The organism is Fodinicurvata halophila (assembly GCF_042651425.1).
GTDB classification, from domain to species: Bacteria; Pseudomonadota; Alphaproteobacteria; order Kiloniellales; family DSM-21159; genus Fodinicurvata; species Fodinicurvata halophila.
Map to the genome: position 1 here is coordinate 107,165 of NZ_JBHSCW010000006.1, position 19,345 is coordinate 126,509.

The following is a 19,345-nucleotide window of genomic DNA, read 5'->3' on the forward strand; positions in this document are numbered from 1 at the left end:
GATGCTCATGAACGGAAAATGGGTGGCCAACTGGCACCCGGTGCAAGCCAAGGACGATCAGGGTCGCTTCGTGCGGCAGGTCTCCTCGTTCCGCAACTGGATCACGAAGGACGGGTCGCTCGGGCCGACGGGGACCGGTGGGTTCAAGGCCGAAACAGGTCGCTACCGGCTCTACGTGGCGCTGATCTGCCCCTGGGCCTCGCGTACGCTCATTGCACGCAAGCTGAAGGGGCTGGAGGAGCTGATCGCCGTAACCGTGGTCAATCCCGTGCTGAACGAGCAGGGTTGGGCCTTCGGTGGCTATCCTCGAGCAGAAGACGACCCGCTGCACGGCTCGCAGCATCTGCACGAGCTCTACACCCATGCCGACGATGATTATACCGGGCGCGCCACTGTGCCAGTGCTCTGGGACGAGAAGACCGATACGATGGTCAGCAACGAAAGCGCCGACATCGTGCGGATGTTCAACACTGCTTTCGCCGATCTTGTGCCGGGTCGACCTGACCTTTATCCCGCCGACCTGCGCGCTGACATCGACGCGCTTAATTCCGAGGTTTATGAGCGGCTGAACAACGGCGTCTACAAGGCCGGTTTCGCTTCAACCCAAGCTGCCCATGACGAAGCGGTGGCAGAGGTCTTTTCGATGCTCGATCAGTTGGAAGACCGGCTGACCGGCGAGTTTCTGTTCGGTGACCGTTTCACCGAATCCGACATCCGCCTCTTCGTGACCCTCATCCGCTTCGACACCGCTTATCACGGCCTCTTCAAGACCAGTCGCAAGCGCATAGCCGACTATCCGCGTCTCTCCTCCTACATGGGGCGCGTGCTGCGCCTTCCAGGCGTCCGGGAGACCGTCGATGTCGACCACATAAAGGCTGGATACTATTCAATCAAGGCACTGAACCCGAGCGGAATCGTGCCTGCCGTGCCGGATCACGTGACAGCCCTTCTGGAAGCCTCGAAATGACCCCAGGCAGCCGCATGAAGCGCATCATCTTCCTGCATGGCGTCGGGGGCAGCGGCGCTTCCATGCGCCCGTTGGGCGACCAACTAGGCCTCCCAGTTGACATGCATGCTCCGGACGGTCCAGAGGCCTTCGACATGGGCCCGGGACGACAATGGTTCTCGGTCAAGGGTGTGACGGAAGCAAACCGTCCCGCCCGCATCACGGAGGCCTTGCCAGCCTTCACCGCGATCATCGAACGGTTCGGTGATACGCGTGAGACCCTGCTGATCGGGTTTTCGCAAGGCGCGATAATGGCATTGCATGCGGTTGCAGCGGGGCTGCCGGCCGCGGGTGTCCTCGCCCTATCCGGACGACTGGCCGGGCCCGTTGCCACGCGCGCAGTATGGCCGCCCATCACTTTGATGCACGGCACGGCCGATCCTGTGATGCCACCAGAGATCGCGCGTGCGTCCGATGGGTGGCTTCGAGCGGCAGGAGTAGACCCCCAGTTTCAGTTATTCGACGGGCTGGCCCATGCGATTGATGACCGAGTTCTCGCTGCAATCCGCTTGACCATTCAAGCCGCCTGAACAATCAGGTTTGCAGCCAAACCGTTGAGATAGGGGACGGGCACCAGACAAACCAACAGGCAGGAATTTGCTCATTCTGAGCGCTTTTTGTTTGCGGTAAGAATTCTGCGGTGAGATTCCGCCATGTAATAAGCCCGCGGCAGCTTAAGCTTCAGTTTCTCCTGAGGAATCGGCTTTCTGCTTCTAGTTGACATCGTAGGGGTCGCTGGTTCAATCTCAACCGCGCCCACTATTATACCAAAGGTCATGAGGCGGACAGCCGCAAACGGCAAAGGATTTCCCTTAAGCCATTGACCTAATGCGAAATGTTACAAGCGGACGGGACGGACGGAAGTTTCTATTAGTATTTAATTACCCCCCGGTACCAATAGTCAGCCCTTAAGCTCCCTTACTTGCGCCAACTAATTGATATACATACACAATATTCTTCTCTAGAGTCTATAATAATATGCCGTCCGCCCCGTCCGCCCGAAAATTATACCGCAAGGTCAGTATATTATAGCACTGTCATTGCTGTCCGCCTCCGTCGACTTGCTGACCGCTAGCCTACCATTCGATGCAATCGTTTACTAAATGTAGAAAAAGCAATGTCTCCAAACCTATGAATGGAGTTATTTGGCCTTCGCACTCTTTCCTTGTTCTGTGCCGTAGCTATTAGCGCTCATAGCATCGGCCAGCCGGTTGCCGATAAGGTTCGCTGCCTGCTGAACTGGATCTGCCGCAAGATGAGCATATCGCGCTGTTGTCGCGGCTTGCTGATGCCCGAGAAGCTTCCCGATTATTGGCAAACTGAGTCCGGCTCCAGCTGCTACGCTGGCAAAGCTGTGCCGCAAATCATGCAAGCGTACGTCTGTCATCTCTGGAGGAAAGGGATACTTCTTGCCCAATTGGTTTTCGAGGGTAGTGCGACATTCTTCCAAGGAAGGCAAACACCCAAGCTCTTCCCATTGTCGGGCTACAACACGTGACACCTTGGGATCCTCACATTGAGCCCACAGGCAGACAGTGGCCATTTCTCGCAGATGGTGCCAACTTTTCTTGATCGTCTGAACGGGAGCATCGGGCACACTGGGCGATGGCAAGACATACGTCTCGTTTGCTGTGTCTCGCATGTCACGCAAGAGTGCAAGGGCAGGTGCAGGAAGAAAGACCTCCCTCGCTCCGGTTTTGCTGTCGCTTAACCGAAGAACCTGGCGCTCAAAGTCCACGTTCTCCCACTGCAGACTGAAAACCTCAGAAGCCCGGCAGCCGGTGAAGACCAAGAGCCGAACCGCAGCAATTGCCACGGAGGAGCATTTCCTTTCAATCTCCGCATAGGCCAATGCATCTCCCAAGGCAGCCTGCTCAAGCGTAGAAAGGTAACGTTCCCTCTGCTCCTCAGAGTAACGCCGTATACCCTTGCAAGGGTTAACCCAGTCGGACTTGACTGAGCGAAGATCATCCTCAGCGAAGCTGAACATCTTGGAAAGACAGGCCAGGGTTCGATTGGCGTAGTAGGGAGTCGAATGCATGGACTGATGGATGCGGTTTATATCCTGCCTGGATACGGTCGCGGCTTTCAACGCACCTAGTTTGGGCTTGATCTTTTTGTCGATAAGAGCGCGATCTTCCTCAACACTCCGCTGTTTCTTATGAAGGGCCGCATGTTCCTTAAGGTAACGGGCAGCCAGTTCCGAAACTGTTTCCGCCTGTCTCTCCTGATCCCTTTTCTCTGCTGGATCTTCACCTTCTTGAACTGCAACTAACCACGCAGAGGCTTTCTTTCGAGCCTGTTCGACCGTCATAAGTGGATAGGTCCCAAAGCTACGCCGTCTTTGACGTCCTCCAGGCGTACGGTACTGAACAAGGTAAGAGCGCCGGCCACTTGGAGCGATCCGCAAACCAAATCCATGTAAGTTGTCATCCCAGAGGAACTGGTCCTTGTCACCAAGGGACGTGGCCTCAATCAGCCGCTTTGTGAGCTTCGCCATATATGCTTGCCTTCTGCAGTTACTGGAAAGCGCTAAGCTCTCCGTCAATGTGTCCAGACCACAGATTATAAAGTTTGGAAGCAAATTGGAAGCATTTCATATATAAACTGATAGCAAGTGGGATTAACAAATAAGAGTATTGCGTTGACATGAGTATCTTCTAACATACTGTTATTATTTTGTTTTTATAATGTGATATGCGCTGATATAAACCAATATCACTAAAGATGTAGCTCACAGCAATAAGCGGTACACTGATTCGTAATCAGTAGGTCGAGTGTTCGAATCACTCCGTCGGCACCATTCTCTTCTTATTTCAATAAGTTAAACGCAGTCGCCTCGTGGCGCTGGACGTGGATACCACATACCCGCTGCCGGAGAAATTGCAGCCGAGTCCTCTGCGGTCTGTTGCTTGCTGAACCGGAGTTCAAGGCGACTTGCCTGGTTCCGGCATTCCCCTGAAAGCAGGGCTCTCACAAGCGTCACCTCGACACTGTTCAGCTTATTGCCCGGGAAAGAGCTGCCCGTGCAATGGCATCCTTACGTCGCATCGGCGCGCGCGACTGTGTTGCGCCCGCGGCTTTCAAGCCAGATCAGGGTGAGTTTCATTGCGGCCATGGCGAACAGCACCAACAGCATGATGCAGACCGAGAAGGCGGCGGCCTGAGTCGTGAAGCCCGCCTGGTCAAGCCGCAACACCGATACGGCGCCCACGCTGAGCGACGGCGTGATCAGGAAGATCACGGCCGACAGCGTTACCATCGAGCGCATGAACAGGAAGAAGAACACGGCCACAAGTGTCGGCAACATGATCGGCAGGATCGCGTCGCGCAATCCCTGAAAGGGACTGCCGCCCAGGCAGGTGACGGATTCTTCCAGCGATTTGGGCACGGTCCTGATGCCGGCCACCATCGTCAGGAATCCCTGCGAATGGTAGTGATAGAAATTGCAGAAGGCGATCAGCAGTGCCGAGCCATAGAGTGCCCCCATGACCGTCCCGCCGACATTGAACGACAGTACATAGGACAGACCGAGCACCAGGCCCGGCACCCCCACAGGCACGATCGCCAGCAGATAGACAGCCTTGGCCGCCGCGCGCGGCAGGCCGCGTTGTGCCAGGACCAGGGCGAACAGGAGCACCACGCCGATCACGGCCGCTTGCGTGGACACCAGAAGGGAGGTCCAAAGCGGCGTGTAGCCCCCTTGGGTGGTGATGTTGTAATTGTCCAGGGTGAAACTCATGCGATAGGGCCAGAGTTGGACGAAGCTGGCATAGACGACCGTTGCGACGACCGCGATCAGGAAGAAGCCGGTAAAATGGCTGACGAATCCCAGCGGGATATCGCGGGTTGCCAGGAAGTTCCGGCGCACGGGAATGGCGCTCTCCGAGCCACCGCCGAATTGGCGCTGCGAGGCCACCTTCTCGATATAGAAGGCGACCCCCGTCGGGATCAGCAGGAAGATTCCGATCACCGCACCCATGTTGAAGTTCATCTGTCCCACGACCTGGGAATAGATCTCGGTCGCCAGCACGCGGTAATCCCCGCCAATGACGGCCGCGTTGCCGAAGTCGGTGATCGTCACGGTGAAGACAACGAAAGCCGCGCTCAGCAGGCCGAACTTGGCATTCGGCAGCGTGATGTCGACAAACCGGCGCCAATTGGACGCCCCCATCACCATGGCGGCATCGTAATAGCGGACATCGGAATGCCTGAGTGACGCCTGGATGATCATCACGGCCTGGGGCAGGGCATACATGCTGTTCGCGATCACGAGGCCCCAGAGACCGTATATCTGCATGTCCCAGCCTGTCGCCTGGTTCACCAGGCCATTGCGCCCGAACAGGAACAGCAGGCCCAATGCCTGCACAAGCGACGGAGCCAGGAGCGGCAGGAGCAGGGCGAGCGTGATGATCGCCTGGCCTATGATCGTTGTGCGCTGGAGCATATAGGCAATCGCGAACCCCAGCAGGATACAGACAGCGGTGGTGATCGAACTCATCACCAGGCTGTTCGCAACGACGCCCGGTATGTGCGACATGGCGATGACGCTGGCGTAGTTACCGAGCCCCAGCGATCCATCGCCCTGCTCAAAACTGCGATGGACCACCAGGACCAGCGGGTAGAGAAAGAAAAGTGCAAGTCCCAGCATCGGAACGATGAAGGACACCGCATGAAGCAGCTTAGCCTGAAACACGCTGCCGCGCACGTTGGAGGCACCTCCTGCGCGATGTGTTGCCGGCTGACGGGACGGCTGCATCGATTTCACGCGCGGACCCATGTTCCCGCATCCGGCTGTATCTCGAAGGCCACGCGATCACCGGCCTGAAACCGGCCATCGCAGTGGACCTCGGAAACCAGGTGCTGATCGCGCCACTCCACCGTGATCCGACTGATATTGCCCAGAAAGGTGATCTGGGCGACCGTGGCCTCGCCATCGCCTTCCGGGCGCAGGCCAATCTGTTCCGGGCGCAGGGCCAGGAGCTGCGTCTCCGCATCTTCAGGCTTGTGCGCCAGCAGGTGTGGGGACAGCTGGGCTGCCGTCTGTTCGTCCAACAGGTTGCTGATGCCGACGAAATCGGCAACGAAGCGTGTCTGCGGCGCGCTGTAGAGCTCCTGGGGCGTGCCCACCTGTTCGATCCGCCCATCCTTCATGCAGACGATCTTGTCTGCCATCGTCAGGGCTTCTTCCTGATCATGGGTGACCATTATGGTTGGAATGCCGAGCCGTCGCTGCACATCGCGGATTTCAGTGCGCATTTCCGCGCGAACGCGCGCATCAAGCGCGGAAAGCGGTTCGTCGAGCAAAAGAAGGGCGGGATCGACGGCCAGTGCCCGGGCAATGGCGACGCGTTGCTGCTGGCCGCCTGACAGTTCATGGGGATAGCGTGCCGCCAGTTCCGGAAAGCGCACCAGTTCCATCAGCTCGCGCACCTGGGCATCGATCTCGTCACGGGGCCATTTGCGGATCTTCAGCCCATAGCCGATATTCTCGGCCACGGTCATGTTCGGAAAAAGGGAATAGGACTGGAAGACGATGCCGAAGCCCCTGTGCTGGGCGTCGATCTCGCGCAAATCCCGCTCCCCCATTCTCAGGGTTCCTGAATCGAAAGGTTCGAGCCCGGCAATGATACGCAGCAGTGTTGTCTTGCCACAGCCGCTGGGGCCCAGAAGACAGACGAATTCATTGCTGCCGACCTCCAGGCTGACGTTGTGCAGCGCCTGGAATTCACCGAAGAATTTCGAGACGTCCTGAATGGTAAGGTGCATTGGAAAAAGGGTCCTGAAGAAAGCCCTCCGCGGCCCGGCCGCGGAGGGTGGCATCTCATGCAGGAATTATCTGCCGACGGTTTCACGCCACCGGTTGATAATTGCCTCGCGCTCCTTGCCGGATTTCGCGAAATCCATCGGGAACAGCACGTCGTCGAGATTTTCGGGCAGGTTGGCATCGTCCGCCAGCGGCGAGCGAGCGACCCCCGGAATCGTCACGACGGCCTTGTACTCGGAATAGGTCGAGGTTGCACTGTCCGAAAGCGTCCAGTCCAGGAAGCGCTTGGCGTCCTCGGCATTGTCCGTTCCGGCCATCAGGCCATTGGCCTCGAGTTCATAGCCGGCGTAATCCTCGGGAATGACCATTTCCAGCGGATACCCCTGGGAAATGCCCTGCATGGCCACGAAGGAAAGGGATGCGCCCACAGTGTACTCTCCGACCTGGGCCATGCGGCAGGGCCGCGACCCGGATGTCGTGTACTGCGCCATGCTTGAATCGAGATCCTCGATCAGCTGCCAGCCCTCTTCTTCACCTAGCCCCTGCAGGATCGCAGCCACCATCAGGTATCCCGTACCTGACGAGCCTGGGTCCGGCATAACGACTTCGCCCTCGAAGGTCGGATCCAGCAGGTCGGTCCATGTCCGGGGCATCTCGGCGCCGATTTCCTCGAGGCGGGGCTTGTTCACGCAGAAAGCCCCCATGTAGCCGACCGGCGCGAACCAGCGATTGTCATCGGCCTTGTACTGATCGGCCAGTTGATCGAGACCGGCCGCTTCGTAGGGTTCCAGCTGGTCGCCGATTTGTGGGTCGAGAATATTCGTCACGGCGAAGCCCCAAAGCACATCGGCCTGGGGATTGTCAGCCTCGGCAATCAGCCGGGCCCCCAGGTCGCCTGTCGACAGGCGGAGCGCTTCCACCTCGATGTCGGGCAGGGCTTCCTTGGCCGCTTCCAGATAGGCAGCGACTTCCTCTTCTTCCAAAGCCGTATAGACGGTGATTGTGCCGGCATGGGCCGAGCCGATCATGGCAAGCCCGGTCGCAGCGCCGGCAATCCATTTCAAGTATCGAAGCGTCATGAAGGTAGCCTCCTGTGTGTGAGTTATTGATCGTTTCCGAAAACGGTAGCGCATCCCTGTGATTGTGGCAAGATGTGGAAATGTGTAAAAATTTGCCATATGAATCCACGGCCTGTAACAGGAGGACCCATCAATGACACCGGATTTGCCGCAGAAGGATGCTGATCATTGGATCGAGATCAGGGATTTCGCGGCAGACCTCGCACAGAGGGCCGGGCACCTTGCCCTGGATTACTTCCGTCAAAGGCTGGAGATTGAACTCAAGGACGACGACAGCCCGGTGACAAAGGCGGACCGTGAAGTCGAGCGCCTGCTGCGGGCCGGGATCTGCGAACGCTTCCCAGCACACGCCATCCTGGGCGAGGAATTCGGGCAAACGGGGATGAACAGGGATTTCACCTGGGTTGTCGACCCCATAGACGGGACGCGCAGCTTCATAACCGGCTGGCCGATCTGGGGGACATTGGTGGCGCTGATGCAGAACGGCAGGCCAGAAGTCGGCGTGATCGAAATGCCGGCTCTCTGCGAGCGCTGGATTGCCCTGCGCGGCCACGGCGTCCTTTTCCAGGATGCCTCAGGCCGTGCCTCTCGCGCGGCAGTGAGTGGTGTCAGGGGGCTCTCCCATGCCCGGTTCTACACCACGTCGCTGCTCTTTTTCGAAGGCGAGACCCGTCAACAAGTGGAGACTATAGCGCAAGCCTCGCATACGGCGCGTTTTGGCGGCGATTGCTATATCTACGGGCTGCTGGCGAGCGGGCATGTCGACCTGATCGTCGAGAACAAGTTGCTGCCCTATGATTTCCTTGCCACTGTTCCCGTGGTGGAAGAGGCTGGCGGCGTCATCACGGACTGGTCGGGGCGCAACATTGATGCGGACTCGGACGGAAGGGTCATTGCGGCATCGACCCCCGAACTACACGCAAGCGCACTGGAGATGTTGAGCCATTGAAGTCAGGGGAAACCTGGATACGGCGGGTTCGGCAATAGGAAGCAAGGCAATCCATGTGGCAGGAAGAACGCCGCCAGAGGATAAGGTCCCTCCTTTCCACCTTTGGCCATGTGTCTGTGGACCAGGCAACGAGCGAGTTCGGTGTCTCACGCGAGACAATCCGGCGCGACCTCCTGGAAATGGAGGCACGCGGAGAGCTGAAACGCATGCACGGTGGGGCAATTGCGCTCGAGGAAGACCGAGAAGCCCCCTATACCGTGCGCAGTTCCGTGCGGGTAAAGGAAAAGCGCGCGATCGCCGCCTGCGCCGCGCGGTTGGTTGAAAGCGGACAGACACTGTTCCTGGACGCCGGAAGTACAACCTCGATCTTGTCGGAACGCCTTTCCGGCCTCAGCGGACTGACCGTCATCACCAATTCCCTGAATGTTGCCAGCAACATGACCGAGCGGGAGGGAACAGCGCTCCTGGGCAACAGGACCGTGCTCGTTGGCGGCGAATTCAATTCAGATCCGCCAGCGACCTTCGGTGATGTGACAATCAACGAGATCGGGCGCTATCAGGCGGACTGGGCACTGCTTTCACCTTTCGGTCTTGATTCGCGAAAGGGGGCAACAAGTTTTGATCCGCACGAAGCGGAAGTTGCCCGCAGCATGATCGCCAATGCATCCAAGACTGTCATATTGGCCGATCATTCCAAGATTGGCGTGCTCAGCCGGTTTGCCTACTGCACGGTCTCCGAGATCTCTCACATCGTCGTGGATGCAAAAGCACCTCAACGGCCTGACTTCGGTGCTGTTCAAGCCTTGGCGGAAAACGTGATCATTGGAACGCAATAGGCAGAAAGAGTTTAGGTTGTCGTGATGCGACTCGCCCGGTCAAGCTGACGGGGATCCCGAGGCCGGGAGTCCTGCTATCGGGAACGCCCGACAGCTCACTTGCCCGCAAGAGGATTCATGCACGAGAGCGGAAAAGCCATGCCCCGCCTCTCGAGCGGAGCCGCCATCAGGAGCCCATGCGGCCTCTCGCGGCAAACAGCTGGTTCTCGGGGCAACCCATTTGAAATTGGGCCTTTCGGCTGGACTTTGTCCGTTTGCCAACGATAGTTTGCGTACAGAACGTGCGGAATAAAGGACAAAGCAGTCAATTCAGATGCAGGACGCCTCAAGCTCCCCTGGCCGAAAAACCGCTCAGACGGTCAGCGAAAGCAGTGGGCGACTGGTCACCGTGGACGCGCTGCGCGCCATCGCCCTGCTGGGTATCCTGATCATCAACATTCGCAGCATCAGCGGCCTGGATTTCCTGAACGCGGAAACCCTGGCGACGGTCCAGGGCGGGGCGGACCGCCTGGCCGCCACCACCCTGGCCGTCCTGGTCAAGGGCAAGTCGCTTTCGGCCTTCTCGTTTCTCTTCGGGTTCAGCTTCACCCTGTTCCTCGACAGCTGTCTCAGAAGCGAGCGGCCCTTCCTGCCGCTCTACCTGCGGCGACTTTTCGTGCTGCTGTGCTTCGGCCTGATCAACGCGGCCTTCTTCTACTGGGGGGACATCCTCATCAACTACGCGGTTCTGGGCGTGCTGCTGCTGATCGCCCTGCGCCTGCCCCAGCTGCCTGTCCTCGTGCTTTCCCTCGTGCTGCTGCTGGTTCTGCCGACCGTCATGGCCCTGAGCGACATGCCGGTGGCCGATCCCGGCATGATGTACGAAGGCCTGAAGTCGCTTGCGGCCTACAGCGACCCCTCCTTCTGGAGAACGGTGGAGCATAACCTGGAACGCTTCTTCGGACCGTCGGAGGAGATGTCCGTGGTCCGCCTGTGGCGCTATACGGACATCCTGGGGCTGTTCCTGCTGGGGCTCTGGACCGGCCGGGCCGGCGTGCTGCATGACGTCTCGCGGCATCGCCGGTTTCTGATCTCAGTGGCCGCCGTGGCAATTCCCGTGGGACTCTTCATGGAACTCTCGCGCGCCCTGGCCCCACCGGAAAGCCCGCCCCAGGCCGCCTTCATGGCCGGCACGCCCGTGCTCGCCATGGGCTACATTGCGGCAGCGGCCCTGTTGCTCAACCTGGCTTCGGCCGAACCTGTTCGCCGGTTCTTCGCTCCGGCCGGCAAGATGGCACTGACTGTCTATCTGATGAGCGGCCTGGCCGGCGAGATCATCTTCTACGGCTGGGGATTCAACCTGATCGGCGAAGTGGGAACGATGGGGGTCCTGGGGATCTCCATCCTGGTCTATGCCGGGCTTCTGGGCTTGTGCCATCTCTGGCTCAGGCCGTTCCGCTACGGCCCCTGGGAGTGGCTCTGGCGCTGCCTGACCTACCTGCAGTGGCTGCCGATCAGGAAGTAGGCTCCTCGACAATCGGGGGAGCCAGGCCTGGCCCCACGGCTTCGCCGCAGACGGTGTCCGCCGTGCCGGCTGCTCCCCCGGGCAGATTCTGGAGGAAGATGCGACAGGTATTGCGTCCGGCGATATTGCGAATGACGTCCTCCTCGAAGGGCTCCGGGCGTTGCCGCATGATGGCGGTCAGGGTGTTCAGCTCTGTCACGCCGATCAGCGGCGTGACAGAACCATCATAGTCCGATCCATAGGCAATGTTCTGCGAGGGCGGCAAATTCATCTCCTCAGCAATTTCCATGATATGTGCCATGGCATCGGCGATGCGCCAGGGGTTGTCGCCAACGGCGCGTGTCCAGAAACCGACGCCGATGACACCGTTGTTGCGCAACACGTGACGGATATCCTCGTCACTGAGATTGCGATCCGGGTTGCAGGGTGGCGCACATCCCTCCTTGATACCGGTGTGCGAAATGACGAAGGGACTGTGCAACAGGTCGGCCGCCTCGCGCAGGCCGTCCTGGGAGATGTGCGCCAAGTCGATCATCATGCCCAGGCGCTCGGCCTCCAGCAAAGCGACCCGACCATGTTCGGTCAGACCATAACGCTCCTCCCCCTCGTTAGAGCCCGAAAGGTTGTTGTCGAAGCGATGCACCGGGGCGAACAGGCGTACGCCCGCCTCGAACAGCTCGCGAACCTCGGCCTTCACCTGCTCGTTGGTCTTGCCGTCGCCACCGATCCAGTGCGCCCCTTCCACGCCAAGGATACCCCCCACCACGGTTTCGCCCTGCTGGCGCCGCAGAATGAGCTGGCGCAGGTCCTCGGCCGTCTGGATATGCATTAGCTCGGCAGTGTCCTCGGCCTCGCGCGAGCGTGCCACGGCATCCTTGAAGCGATCGATCTGATAGAAGGCCCGCCCCCGTGAACTGAAGGCAGGCCGGCCCTGCAGGGCCGCCAGCACGGCCGCCATGTTGAGGCCGTCGCTGCTCACCGACTCGCTCCAGGGCATCTTGAGCGGGCTCATGGTTACCATGGTGAAGACCTGGAGGGCCACGTTGCCCTCGACCAGGCGCGGCACATCCACGTGCCCGGCGTAGGCACGGGTCAGCAGGTCCCGGTTCCATTTGAGGGTATCGGCATGGAGGTCGGCCACGAAGAGGGATTCGTGAAGCGCGGCATCCTCGGGGGTCATGATGGCCTTTTCCAGTCCCGGGGCCGGCTTGTTCATCTGCCTGTCGTAGATTTCGATGATCGACTGGCAACTGACCATGCTCATCGTAAGACCCAGAATGGCGAGAACAGCAATCCAGTACTTCAGTCCCCGCACACGCAAGGTCCTTCCTGTCCTGATTCCAACATGGCGCAACACAAGAACAAAGACTGTGGCATCTGTCCAGATTATCCAGCCCTTGCAAACAGGATTGGCTGTACTGACGTAACAAATGATACACTACACGCTATTCTCCGGTGAATCTGATCAGATCATACAGTTGCCGATCACAGGAGCCACGGGGCCATGGCGAACATCACCGAGCGCATCCGGCGAGAAATGAGCCAGTTCACGCGCACCGAACGGCGCATTGCTCATGTCCTGCTCTCGAGTTACCCGGCGGCCGGCCTGGAGACGGTGGCGCAATTCGCGGCCCGGGCCGAGACCAGCGGCCCCTCGATCCTGCGCTTCATCGGCAAGATCGGCTTTCGTAGCTACGCTGAGTTCCAGCAGCAGCTGCGCGAGGAGATTACGGCCGTCCTCCAGTCCCCGCTGACCCGCTCGCGCGCCGGGGAAGAGCAGGAGGACAGCGCCGAAGTGCGGATCAGCGCGTTCGGCAGCAGGATCATCGAGAACATCACCAAGGCACTCGAACTCCTGGACGAAAATACCGTCGAGGCCATTACCACCCTGCTCGCCGATGACCGTCGGCCCGTCTACCTGATCGGCGGACGTTTCAGCCGGGCCAACGCCCAGTGGATCTATCAGTTCCTGCGTGAAATGCGGCCCCGCGTGCACCTTGTGGACGGCCAGCCGTCGACCTGGGTGGATCACCTGGTGGACCTGGATCGCCGTTCGGTTCTCATCCTCTTCGACTACCGACGCTACCAGGCAGACGTGAAGAGCTTTGCCGAGCAAGCCGTGGCCCGCAAGGCAACGGTGGTGGCTGTCACCGACGAGTGGATGTCCCCGGCAGCCGCTCTGGCCGATTACGTGATCACGGCCCCGGTGGCCGTGCCCTCACTGTTCGATTCCTCCATCGCCAGCCTCATGCAGATGGAGGCGATCATCGCCCGTCTCGGCGAACGCCTGGGAGCCAGGGGACACAAGAGAATCGCCGAGATCGAGCAGGCGCGCTTCGCCCATGAAGGACAGGAGCGCTCCTCTCCAGCCACTTCGGAAGGCGGAGAGAAGGTGCTGTCACACCAGCAGAAAACCTCCTAGTGGGCCTCGACATGCCTGAATTCACTGTCACCCGTCAGGGATTATGACCAAGCTGAGAACACCCTTCGCTCAAGCCTGTGATGTAGAAGACGCGGCCTGACACGAAAATTTGGGAGGTACTGTTGTGTTGTTGGACGACTATAACACGTTCTGTGCGTCCCTCCCGCAAACCACTCACGTGGTGCAATGGGGTGGTGCCCACGTCTGGAAGGTTGGCGGTAAAGTCTTTGCCATCGCGGGGTGGGGTGATCGCGATACGCTTGGCGTCACATTCAAGACCTCGGATGCGTCCTACGATATTCTAAGGGAACAGCCCGGGCTGCGCCCCGCACCCTATCTCGCTTCACGCGGGTTGAAATGGATCCAGAGACTGACTTCAGAAACGATGGATGATGCTGCACTGCGGGATTACCTGCGCGAAAGTCATCGGATCGTGGCCTCGGGCTTACCCAAGAAGACACGTCGGGAGCTCGGGCTTGCGGAGGATTGAATTCGGCGTAACGGGCTCTGCTTGAGGTCGAATCAACATTTATCGCCTTCATAATATTGTGTTGCCATATGGAACTCTTCTGGAACTCTTCGCTGCCCGTGGTGCAGGCATCAGCCGGCAGACCATGCGGAAACCGCACTCCGCACAGGCTCGCTCGAGTGATCCGGGCGGCGATGGAAGCGCGATCTCTATATCGGGTAACTGCGGGAGGCCCGATTACTCCTGCAAATCTTTCAAATGAACCAATCTAACAAGTCTGGTTAAAACCTTTTGTTCTGACTTATTCAGGACCCAGTTTGGTATGAACTGATTTCACCTGTACAATCATGCAACGGGAGGAGGTTGGATGTCCCGACGAGTCTATGATCTCCCGCCGTTGACGGCACTGGCTGCCTTTGAAACGGCGGCGCGCCATCTCAGCTTCAAGAATGCAGCCGTGGAGCTGAACGTGACGCCGGGCGCAGTCAGCCACCAGATCCGGGCCCTGGAGGAGGAGCTCGGAGCCTCCTTGTTCGTGCGCCGCCATCGCGGCGTCGATCTGACGGAGGAAGGCGATCGCCTGTTCTCCACGCTGGCTGAGAGCTTCGTGCGGATCTCGCAGAGGCTACGGGAGATTCGGCAGCGCAATGAGGAGACACGGGTGACAATCGGCGCGAGTTCGGCCGTGGCAAGCCTCTGGACGGCCAAACTGCTGGCCGGCTTCTGGCATGAACATCCCGACATCACCGTCGACCAGCTTGTCTCGGACACGAGCTTTGGCATCGCCCCGGAACTGGACATGTTCATCCGCTACGGCCGTGACCCGAACACGGCCTGGGACCAGCATGCGCTCTATCGGGACGTGCTGGTGCTCCTGGCCAGCCCGGAACTGGCCAGGTCGTTGCAAGCACCCTCGCTGGAAACCCTTGCCGCCCAGCGTCATATCTACCTGGATTCCCCCGACCAGAGCTGGACCCGATGGAGTGACTGGTTCGGGGCATTGAACTGCACGCTGCCCCAGAAGCAGGGCGTTCGCGTCAACAACTACATGATCGGGCTGTATGCCGCGATGGACGGGTTGGGATTGATACTCGGCTGGCGACGTCTCGTTGATCCGATGATCAGGCGCGGCGAGTTGGCCGTGGTCAGCCACTACTCTGTCCCGGCCCCGCATTGGTTCTATCTCGTGACCCGGCCGGAGGGCGAACTCTCCGAGGCCGCCCGCAGTCTTCGCGATTGGCTCATCGAGGCTCTGAGCGAGCCGGACGCGCGGGAAGGCTGAGTTTCCCTGCGATCCCTGCGGCCGGATGCATCTCCCCAGCCACGGCTAGAGCTGCAGGACCAGCCGCTCGGATTTGGCGCGGGAAACGCACACGCACATGAACGCGTTCGTCTCCTGCTCGTCGGGGGAAAGCACGCCGTCGCGATGATCGACCTCTCCGTCGACGACATCGACCATGCAGGTCCCGCAGAGCCCTTCATGGCACCCGAACTCGACCGGGACCCCATGCTCGCGGAGCACGTCGAGAATGCTCTCCTCGGGACCGATTGTGAGGACCTTCCCGCTCGCCTGGAGCTCGACCTCGAAGCTGTCGTTCGGGGCCTGGGCGAAGGTCGCCGCGGCCGCGAAACGCTCGAAACGTATGGCCCCACCACGCAGTTCGCTGCCGGTGTTCAGCACCTCATCCAGCATCGGCTCGGGGCCGCAGACGTAGACGTCGCCGCCGACCGGCAGTGTCTGCATCACGGCGGCGATGTCGAAGCGGCCGTCAGTCTCGCTGCAATGGAGATGGTAGCGTTCGCCCAGATCCATTTGGCGAAACTGCGGGTCCATGGCCGCGTGGTCCTGTGAGCGGACGACATAGAAGACGCGAAAGTCTGCACCGGAGAGCTGGAGTTCCCGCACCATGGGCAGGATCGGGGTAACGCCAATGCCGCCCGCAATCAGGGTGATGTGCTTGCGGGTCTCCGCCAGCGCGAAATTGTTGCGCGGGCCGCCGATCTCGACTTCGTCGCCAATGCGAAGCGCATGCATGGCAATCGAGCCGCCGCGTCCCTCCGGCTCATGCTTGACGGCGATGTCGAACCACCGGCCCTCAGTATCCCAGCTGCACAGGGAATATTGCCGCACAAGGTCGGGCGCGAGGCCGATATCCACATGGGCCCCAGGCTCGAGACAATCCAACTGGCCGTCGAGGACCTGAAAGCGCAAGCCTGCAACCTCACGGCTAAGATCGGTCTTCTCAATCAGTCGCGCACGGTGCGAGTTCACTTTCACCTCCTCTCGGCTTTTCCGGGTCGCAAACGTCTGCCGTCTGCGCCCGCCAAGGGTCGGGCCGGGATCTGGCCAGCTTGCCCACCATGTCACCCTCCGCGATCTCAGGCATACATCGGGCCAATCCCCAGCCGTCTTCAAGGTCGAAAAATCTCAAATGGAGGTGAGTTCAACTCACTCACTCTACACGCAGGCACAAGAGGCCACCCGAACTGAAATTGAATCGGCCACTTCCTTCCTGTAATTTGTAATACAAGCCACGGGAAGACACGCAGCTACTGCCCTGCTCTCCCTCCCCAGACCTTCCCTGAAGCATTACAGGTTACCTGAACTCACTCCCTGTTGAGTCCTTCTGATATTGAGCAGGCTAGATACGGCTTCCAGTATCGAGGAAGACTGCGTCAAGGGAGAGAACCCATGAACGTACATGCCCGGCTTGGATCCGTGTTGACCACGCTCGATGCCGCCCGTGGTCTGCCGAACGAACATTACGTCGACCCCGGTATCTTTGCCGAAGAGAAGTGGTCGGTCCTGTTCGCCAACTGGTCGGGCATCGGGTTCGGCAAGGACGTTCCCGCCGCCGGCGATGCCAAACCGGTCGATTTCCTCGGCATGCCGCTGCTGATCGTGCGCGACCGTGACGGCAGCATCAGGGTCTTCCAGAACACCTGCCGTCACCGCGGCATGACCCTGGTCCCTGAACCCACCAGGGTCCGGGGCGTCATCCGCTGCCCCTACCACAGTTGGTGCTATGGCCTGAACGGCGAGCTTCGAACGACCCCGAATGTCGGTGGGCCCGGGCAGAACACCCACCCGGACCTGAACACGGCCGACCTGGGCCTGATCCAGATACGCTCCCATGTCTGGCGCGACGTCATCTTCGTCAACATCGACGGCCACGCGCCACCGTTCGAGGAGGTTCACGCCGATCTAATCAAGCGCTGGAGCGAATTCGACCAGGAACTCCACCACGGAGGCGCGGCCTCCTCCCTCCAGCTCGATGTCCGGGCCAACTGGAAGCTGGCGGTGGAGAACTATTGCGAAAGCTATCACCTGCCTTTGGTGCACCCCGGCCTGAACAGCTATTCCAGGCTGGAGGATCACTACAACATCGACCGGTACGGGCATTGTTCCGGGCAGGGAACCCGCGTCTATCGCCAGCTGACGGACGAGAACGGAACCGCCATGCCCGACTTCGCAGGTCTAAGTGACTCGTGGGACGAAGGCGGCGAGTATATCGCCGTCTATCCGAACGTCCTCTTCGGCGTGCAGCGCGATCACGCATTCGCCATCGTGCTCGACCCGGTGGACTGCGAGCGCACGATCGAACAGGTCGAGCTTTACTATGCGGTCGAGTCCGCAAAAACGCCGGAGCTCGACCATCTCCGCCGCAGGAATGCCGAGTTGTGGAAGACCGTCTTCGAGGAGGACATCTTCGTGGTCGAAGGTATGCAGAAGGGCCGGCACGGAGAGTTCTTCGACGGCGGCTGCTTCTCTCCGGCCATGGACGGGCCGACGTACAACTTCCACCGCTGGGTCGCACTCCAGGTTGAGAAAGGCCGCACACCATGACCACTTTCCCGAGGGCAGGCTTGGCGCAAAACTTCGTGGCCGGCCACTGGGCAGAGGGCGACGAAGGCGGGGTCGTCGCCATAGAGGATCCAGGTACGCAGGAACACCTCGCCAATTGCGCCTGTGCCGGAGAGGCGTCGGTGGCCCGTGCCCTGGACGCCGCGCGCGCAGGTGTTGAACGAGGCAGCCTAGCGGACATGCCCCCGGCGGAGCGCGCCGCGCTCATGCACAGGATCGCGGCCGAGATTCGCGCCATTGCCGGCGAGGCCGGCGAAATGCTCTGCCGCGAAAGCGGCAAGACGCTGGAAGCAGCGCAGGGCGAGTTCGAGGAAGCGGCCCAGTACTTCGCGTATTACGGCGGCGTCGCGGACAAGATCGAGGGGAAGTCGATCCCGCTCGGCCCCGGCTACCTCGACTACACGCTGTACGAGCCCTACGGCGTCTCCGCCCAGGTCGTGCCCTGGAACTTCCCGGTCGCCCTCGCCGCGCGTTCCCTGGCACCGGCACTCGCTGCCGGAAACTCCGTCGTCGTCAAGTCGCCGGAACTCGATCCGATCGGGCTCGCCATGCTGGGCAGTGCGCTGGAACGCGCCGGGGTTCCCGAGGGCTGCGTCTCCCTGCTCTGCGGCATCGGCGCGGAGCTCGGCGCACGCCTCGTCGCCTCCTCGGAGGTCGACCAGATCGTCTTCACGGGCTCCGTGCCCACAGGCCAGTCGATCCTGCACGCCGCCGCCGAGACGGTGACGCCAAGCGTCATGGAGCTCGGCGGCAAATCGGCCGCCGTGGCCTTCGAGGATGCCGATCTCGATGGGCTGATGGCGAGCGTGAAGAACGGCGTCTACTTCAATGCGGGCCAGGTCTGCTCGGCCATGTCACGCCTGCTCGTGCACCGCTCGATCTACGCCCAGGCCGTGGAGCGTGCCGTGGCCCTCTCGCAGGGGCTGAGCATTGGGCACGGACTCGACAATCCCGACCTGACACCGCTCATTTCCGCCCAGCAGCTCACCCGCGTCGAAGAGAGGGTCCAGGCCGCGGCCCAGGAGGGAGTTCGCGTGGCCTGCGGTGGTACCCGGCTGCCTGGTCCGGGGTATTTCATGGCGCCGACGGTCCTCGCCGAGGTCGATCCGGCCAGCCGCATCGCGCAGGAGGAGGTCTTCGGACCGGTCCTCTGCATGATCCCCTTCGACAGCGAGACCGAGGCCATAGAACTGGCCAATGCCCCCGACTTCGGTCTCGTGGCCGGCGTTTTCACCCAGGACCTGAGCCGGGCCCACCGGGTCGCGGCGAAACTGCGGGCGGGCCAAGTCTTCGTGAACGAATGGTTCGCCGGCGGCGTTGCCACGCCCTTCGGCGGTGTCGGCCGGTCTGGCTTTGGCCGCGAGAAGGGGCTGGAAGCCCTCTACAACTACGTGCGCACCAAGAACGTCGCAGTCGCATTGAACCGCGGCAGTTGAGCAAACCTGGCC

Annotated in this window: 16 protein-coding genes; 10 read left to right on the forward strand and 6 right to left on the reverse strand. The window is 60.4% G+C overall.

Annotation, left to right across the window (positions count from 1 at the left end; all coding sequences use genetic code 11):
- The first annotated feature begins 7 nt into the window (after positions 1-7).
- On the forward strand, positions 8-967 hold the full coding sequence (locus tag ACFOW6_RS11550) for a glutathione S-transferase family protein (RefSeq protein ID WP_382422520.1): 960 nt from the start codon (positions 8-10) through the stop codon (positions 965-967).
- Between the two features lie 14 nt (positions 968-981).
- Positions 982-1,536 (forward strand): alpha/beta fold hydrolase, encoded by a 555-nt coding sequence (locus tag ACFOW6_RS11555; protein ID WP_382422521.1) that lies wholly within the window; start codon positions 982-984, stop codon positions 1,534-1,536.
- A gap of 611 nt (positions 1,537-2,147) precedes the next feature.
- On the opposite strand, the gene ACFOW6_RS11560 is transcribed toward ACFOW6_RS11555, so the two are convergent.
- From ACFOW6_RS11560 to ACFOW6_RS11575, 4 genes are all read right to left on the reverse strand, one after another.
- Positions 2,148-3,506, reverse strand: a complete 1,359-nt coding sequence (locus ACFOW6_RS11560) for a tyrosine-type recombinase/integrase (protein WP_382422522.1) — start codon at positions 3,504-3,506, stop codon at positions 2,148-2,150.
- 540 nt (positions 3,507-4,046) lie between these two features.
- The gene (locus ACFOW6_RS11565; RefSeq protein ID WP_382422523.1) at positions 4,047-5,714 is read right to left on the reverse strand and encodes an ABC transporter permease subunit; all 1,668 of its coding nucleotides are present in this window, start codon (positions 5,712-5,714) and stop codon (positions 4,047-4,049) included.
- A 56-nt stretch (positions 5,715-5,770) separates the two neighbouring features.
- A complete protein-coding gene (locus tag ACFOW6_RS11570) occupies positions 5,771-6,775 on the reverse strand; it encodes an ABC transporter ATP-binding protein (protein ID WP_382422524.1) in 1,005 nt (334 codons plus the stop codon).
- A gap of 66 nt (positions 6,776-6,841) precedes the next feature.
- A complete protein-coding gene (locus ACFOW6_RS11575; RefSeq protein ID WP_382422525.1) occupies positions 6,842-7,852 on the reverse strand; it encodes an ABC transporter substrate-binding protein in 1,011 nt (336 codons plus the stop codon).
- Positions 7,853-7,985: 133 nt separating this feature from the next.
- Between ACFOW6_RS11575 and hisN the strand changes: the two genes are divergently transcribed.
- From hisN to ACFOW6_RS11590, 3 genes are all read left to right on the forward strand, one after another.
- Positions 7,986-8,801 (forward strand): histidinol-phosphatase, encoded by an 816-nt coding sequence (gene hisN / locus ACFOW6_RS11580; RefSeq protein WP_382422526.1) that lies wholly within the window; start codon positions 7,986-7,988, stop codon positions 8,799-8,801.
- 53 nt (positions 8,802-8,854) lie between these two features.
- On the forward strand, positions 8,855-9,637 hold the full coding sequence (locus ACFOW6_RS11585; RefSeq protein ID WP_382422527.1) for a DeoR/GlpR family DNA-binding transcription regulator: 783 nt from the start codon (positions 8,855-8,857) through the stop codon (positions 9,635-9,637).
- Between the two features lie 313 nt (positions 9,638-9,950).
- Positions 9,951-11,141 carry a DUF418 domain-containing protein gene (locus ACFOW6_RS11590; protein WP_382422528.1) on the forward strand — a complete coding sequence of 397 codons (1,191 nt, stop codon included), beginning with the start codon at positions 9,951-9,953 and terminating at the stop codon, positions 11,139-11,141.
- Here the strand turns inward: ACFOW6_RS11590 and ACFOW6_RS11595 are convergent.
- Entirely contained in the window at positions 11,131-12,456 is a 1,326-nt protein-coding gene (locus ACFOW6_RS11595) for a dipeptidase (protein ID WP_382422529.1), read from the reverse strand. The two genes, ACFOW6_RS11590 and ACFOW6_RS11595, sit on opposite strands and share 11 nt — an antisense overlap.
- Positions 12,457-12,645: 189 nt before the next feature.
- Between ACFOW6_RS11595 and ACFOW6_RS11600 the strand changes: the two genes are divergently transcribed.
- The 3 genes from ACFOW6_RS11600 to ACFOW6_RS11610 all read left to right on the forward strand — a co-directional run bounded on the left by ACFOW6_RS11600 (position 12,646) and on the right by ACFOW6_RS11610 (position 15,314).
- Complete coding sequence (locus ACFOW6_RS11600) at positions 12,646-13,563, forward strand: MurR/RpiR family transcriptional regulator (protein WP_382422530.1); 918 nt, start codon at positions 12,646-12,648, stop codon at positions 13,561-13,563.
- Positions 13,564-13,687: 124 nt separating this feature from the next.
- Positions 13,688-14,053, forward strand: coding sequence for an MmcQ/YjbR family DNA-binding protein (locus ACFOW6_RS11605; RefSeq protein WP_382422531.1), 366 nt, complete (start codon positions 13,688-13,690; stop codon positions 14,051-14,053).
- A 346-nt stretch (positions 14,054-14,399) separates the two neighbouring features.
- Positions 14,400-15,314, forward strand: a complete 915-nt coding sequence (locus ACFOW6_RS11610; RefSeq protein ID WP_382422532.1) for a LysR substrate-binding domain-containing protein — start codon at positions 14,400-14,402, stop codon at positions 15,312-15,314.
- A gap of 45 nt (positions 15,315-15,359) precedes the next feature.
- On the opposite strand, the gene ACFOW6_RS11615 is transcribed toward ACFOW6_RS11610, so the two are convergent.
- Positions 15,360-16,304 (reverse strand): PDR/VanB family oxidoreductase, encoded by a 945-nt coding sequence (locus ACFOW6_RS11615; protein WP_382422533.1) that lies wholly within the window; start codon positions 16,302-16,304, stop codon positions 15,360-15,362.
- Between the two features lie 420 nt (positions 16,305-16,724).
- On the opposite strand from ACFOW6_RS11615, the gene ACFOW6_RS11620 reads away from it, so the two are divergent.
- Both ACFOW6_RS11620 and ACFOW6_RS11625 read left to right on the forward strand, forming a co-directional pair.
- On the forward strand, positions 16,725-17,879 hold the full coding sequence (locus ACFOW6_RS11620; protein WP_382422534.1) for an aromatic ring-hydroxylating oxygenase subunit alpha: 1,155 nt from the start codon (positions 16,725-16,727) through the stop codon (positions 17,877-17,879).
- The gene (locus ACFOW6_RS11625; RefSeq protein ID WP_382422535.1) at positions 17,876-19,333 is read left to right on the forward strand and encodes an aldehyde dehydrogenase family protein; all 1,458 of its coding nucleotides are present in this window, start codon (positions 17,876-17,878) and stop codon (positions 19,331-19,333) included. Before ACFOW6_RS11620 ends, ACFOW6_RS11625 begins: the two co-directional genes overlap by 4 nt.
- The last annotated feature ends 12 nt before the right edge of the window (positions 19,334-19,345 follow it).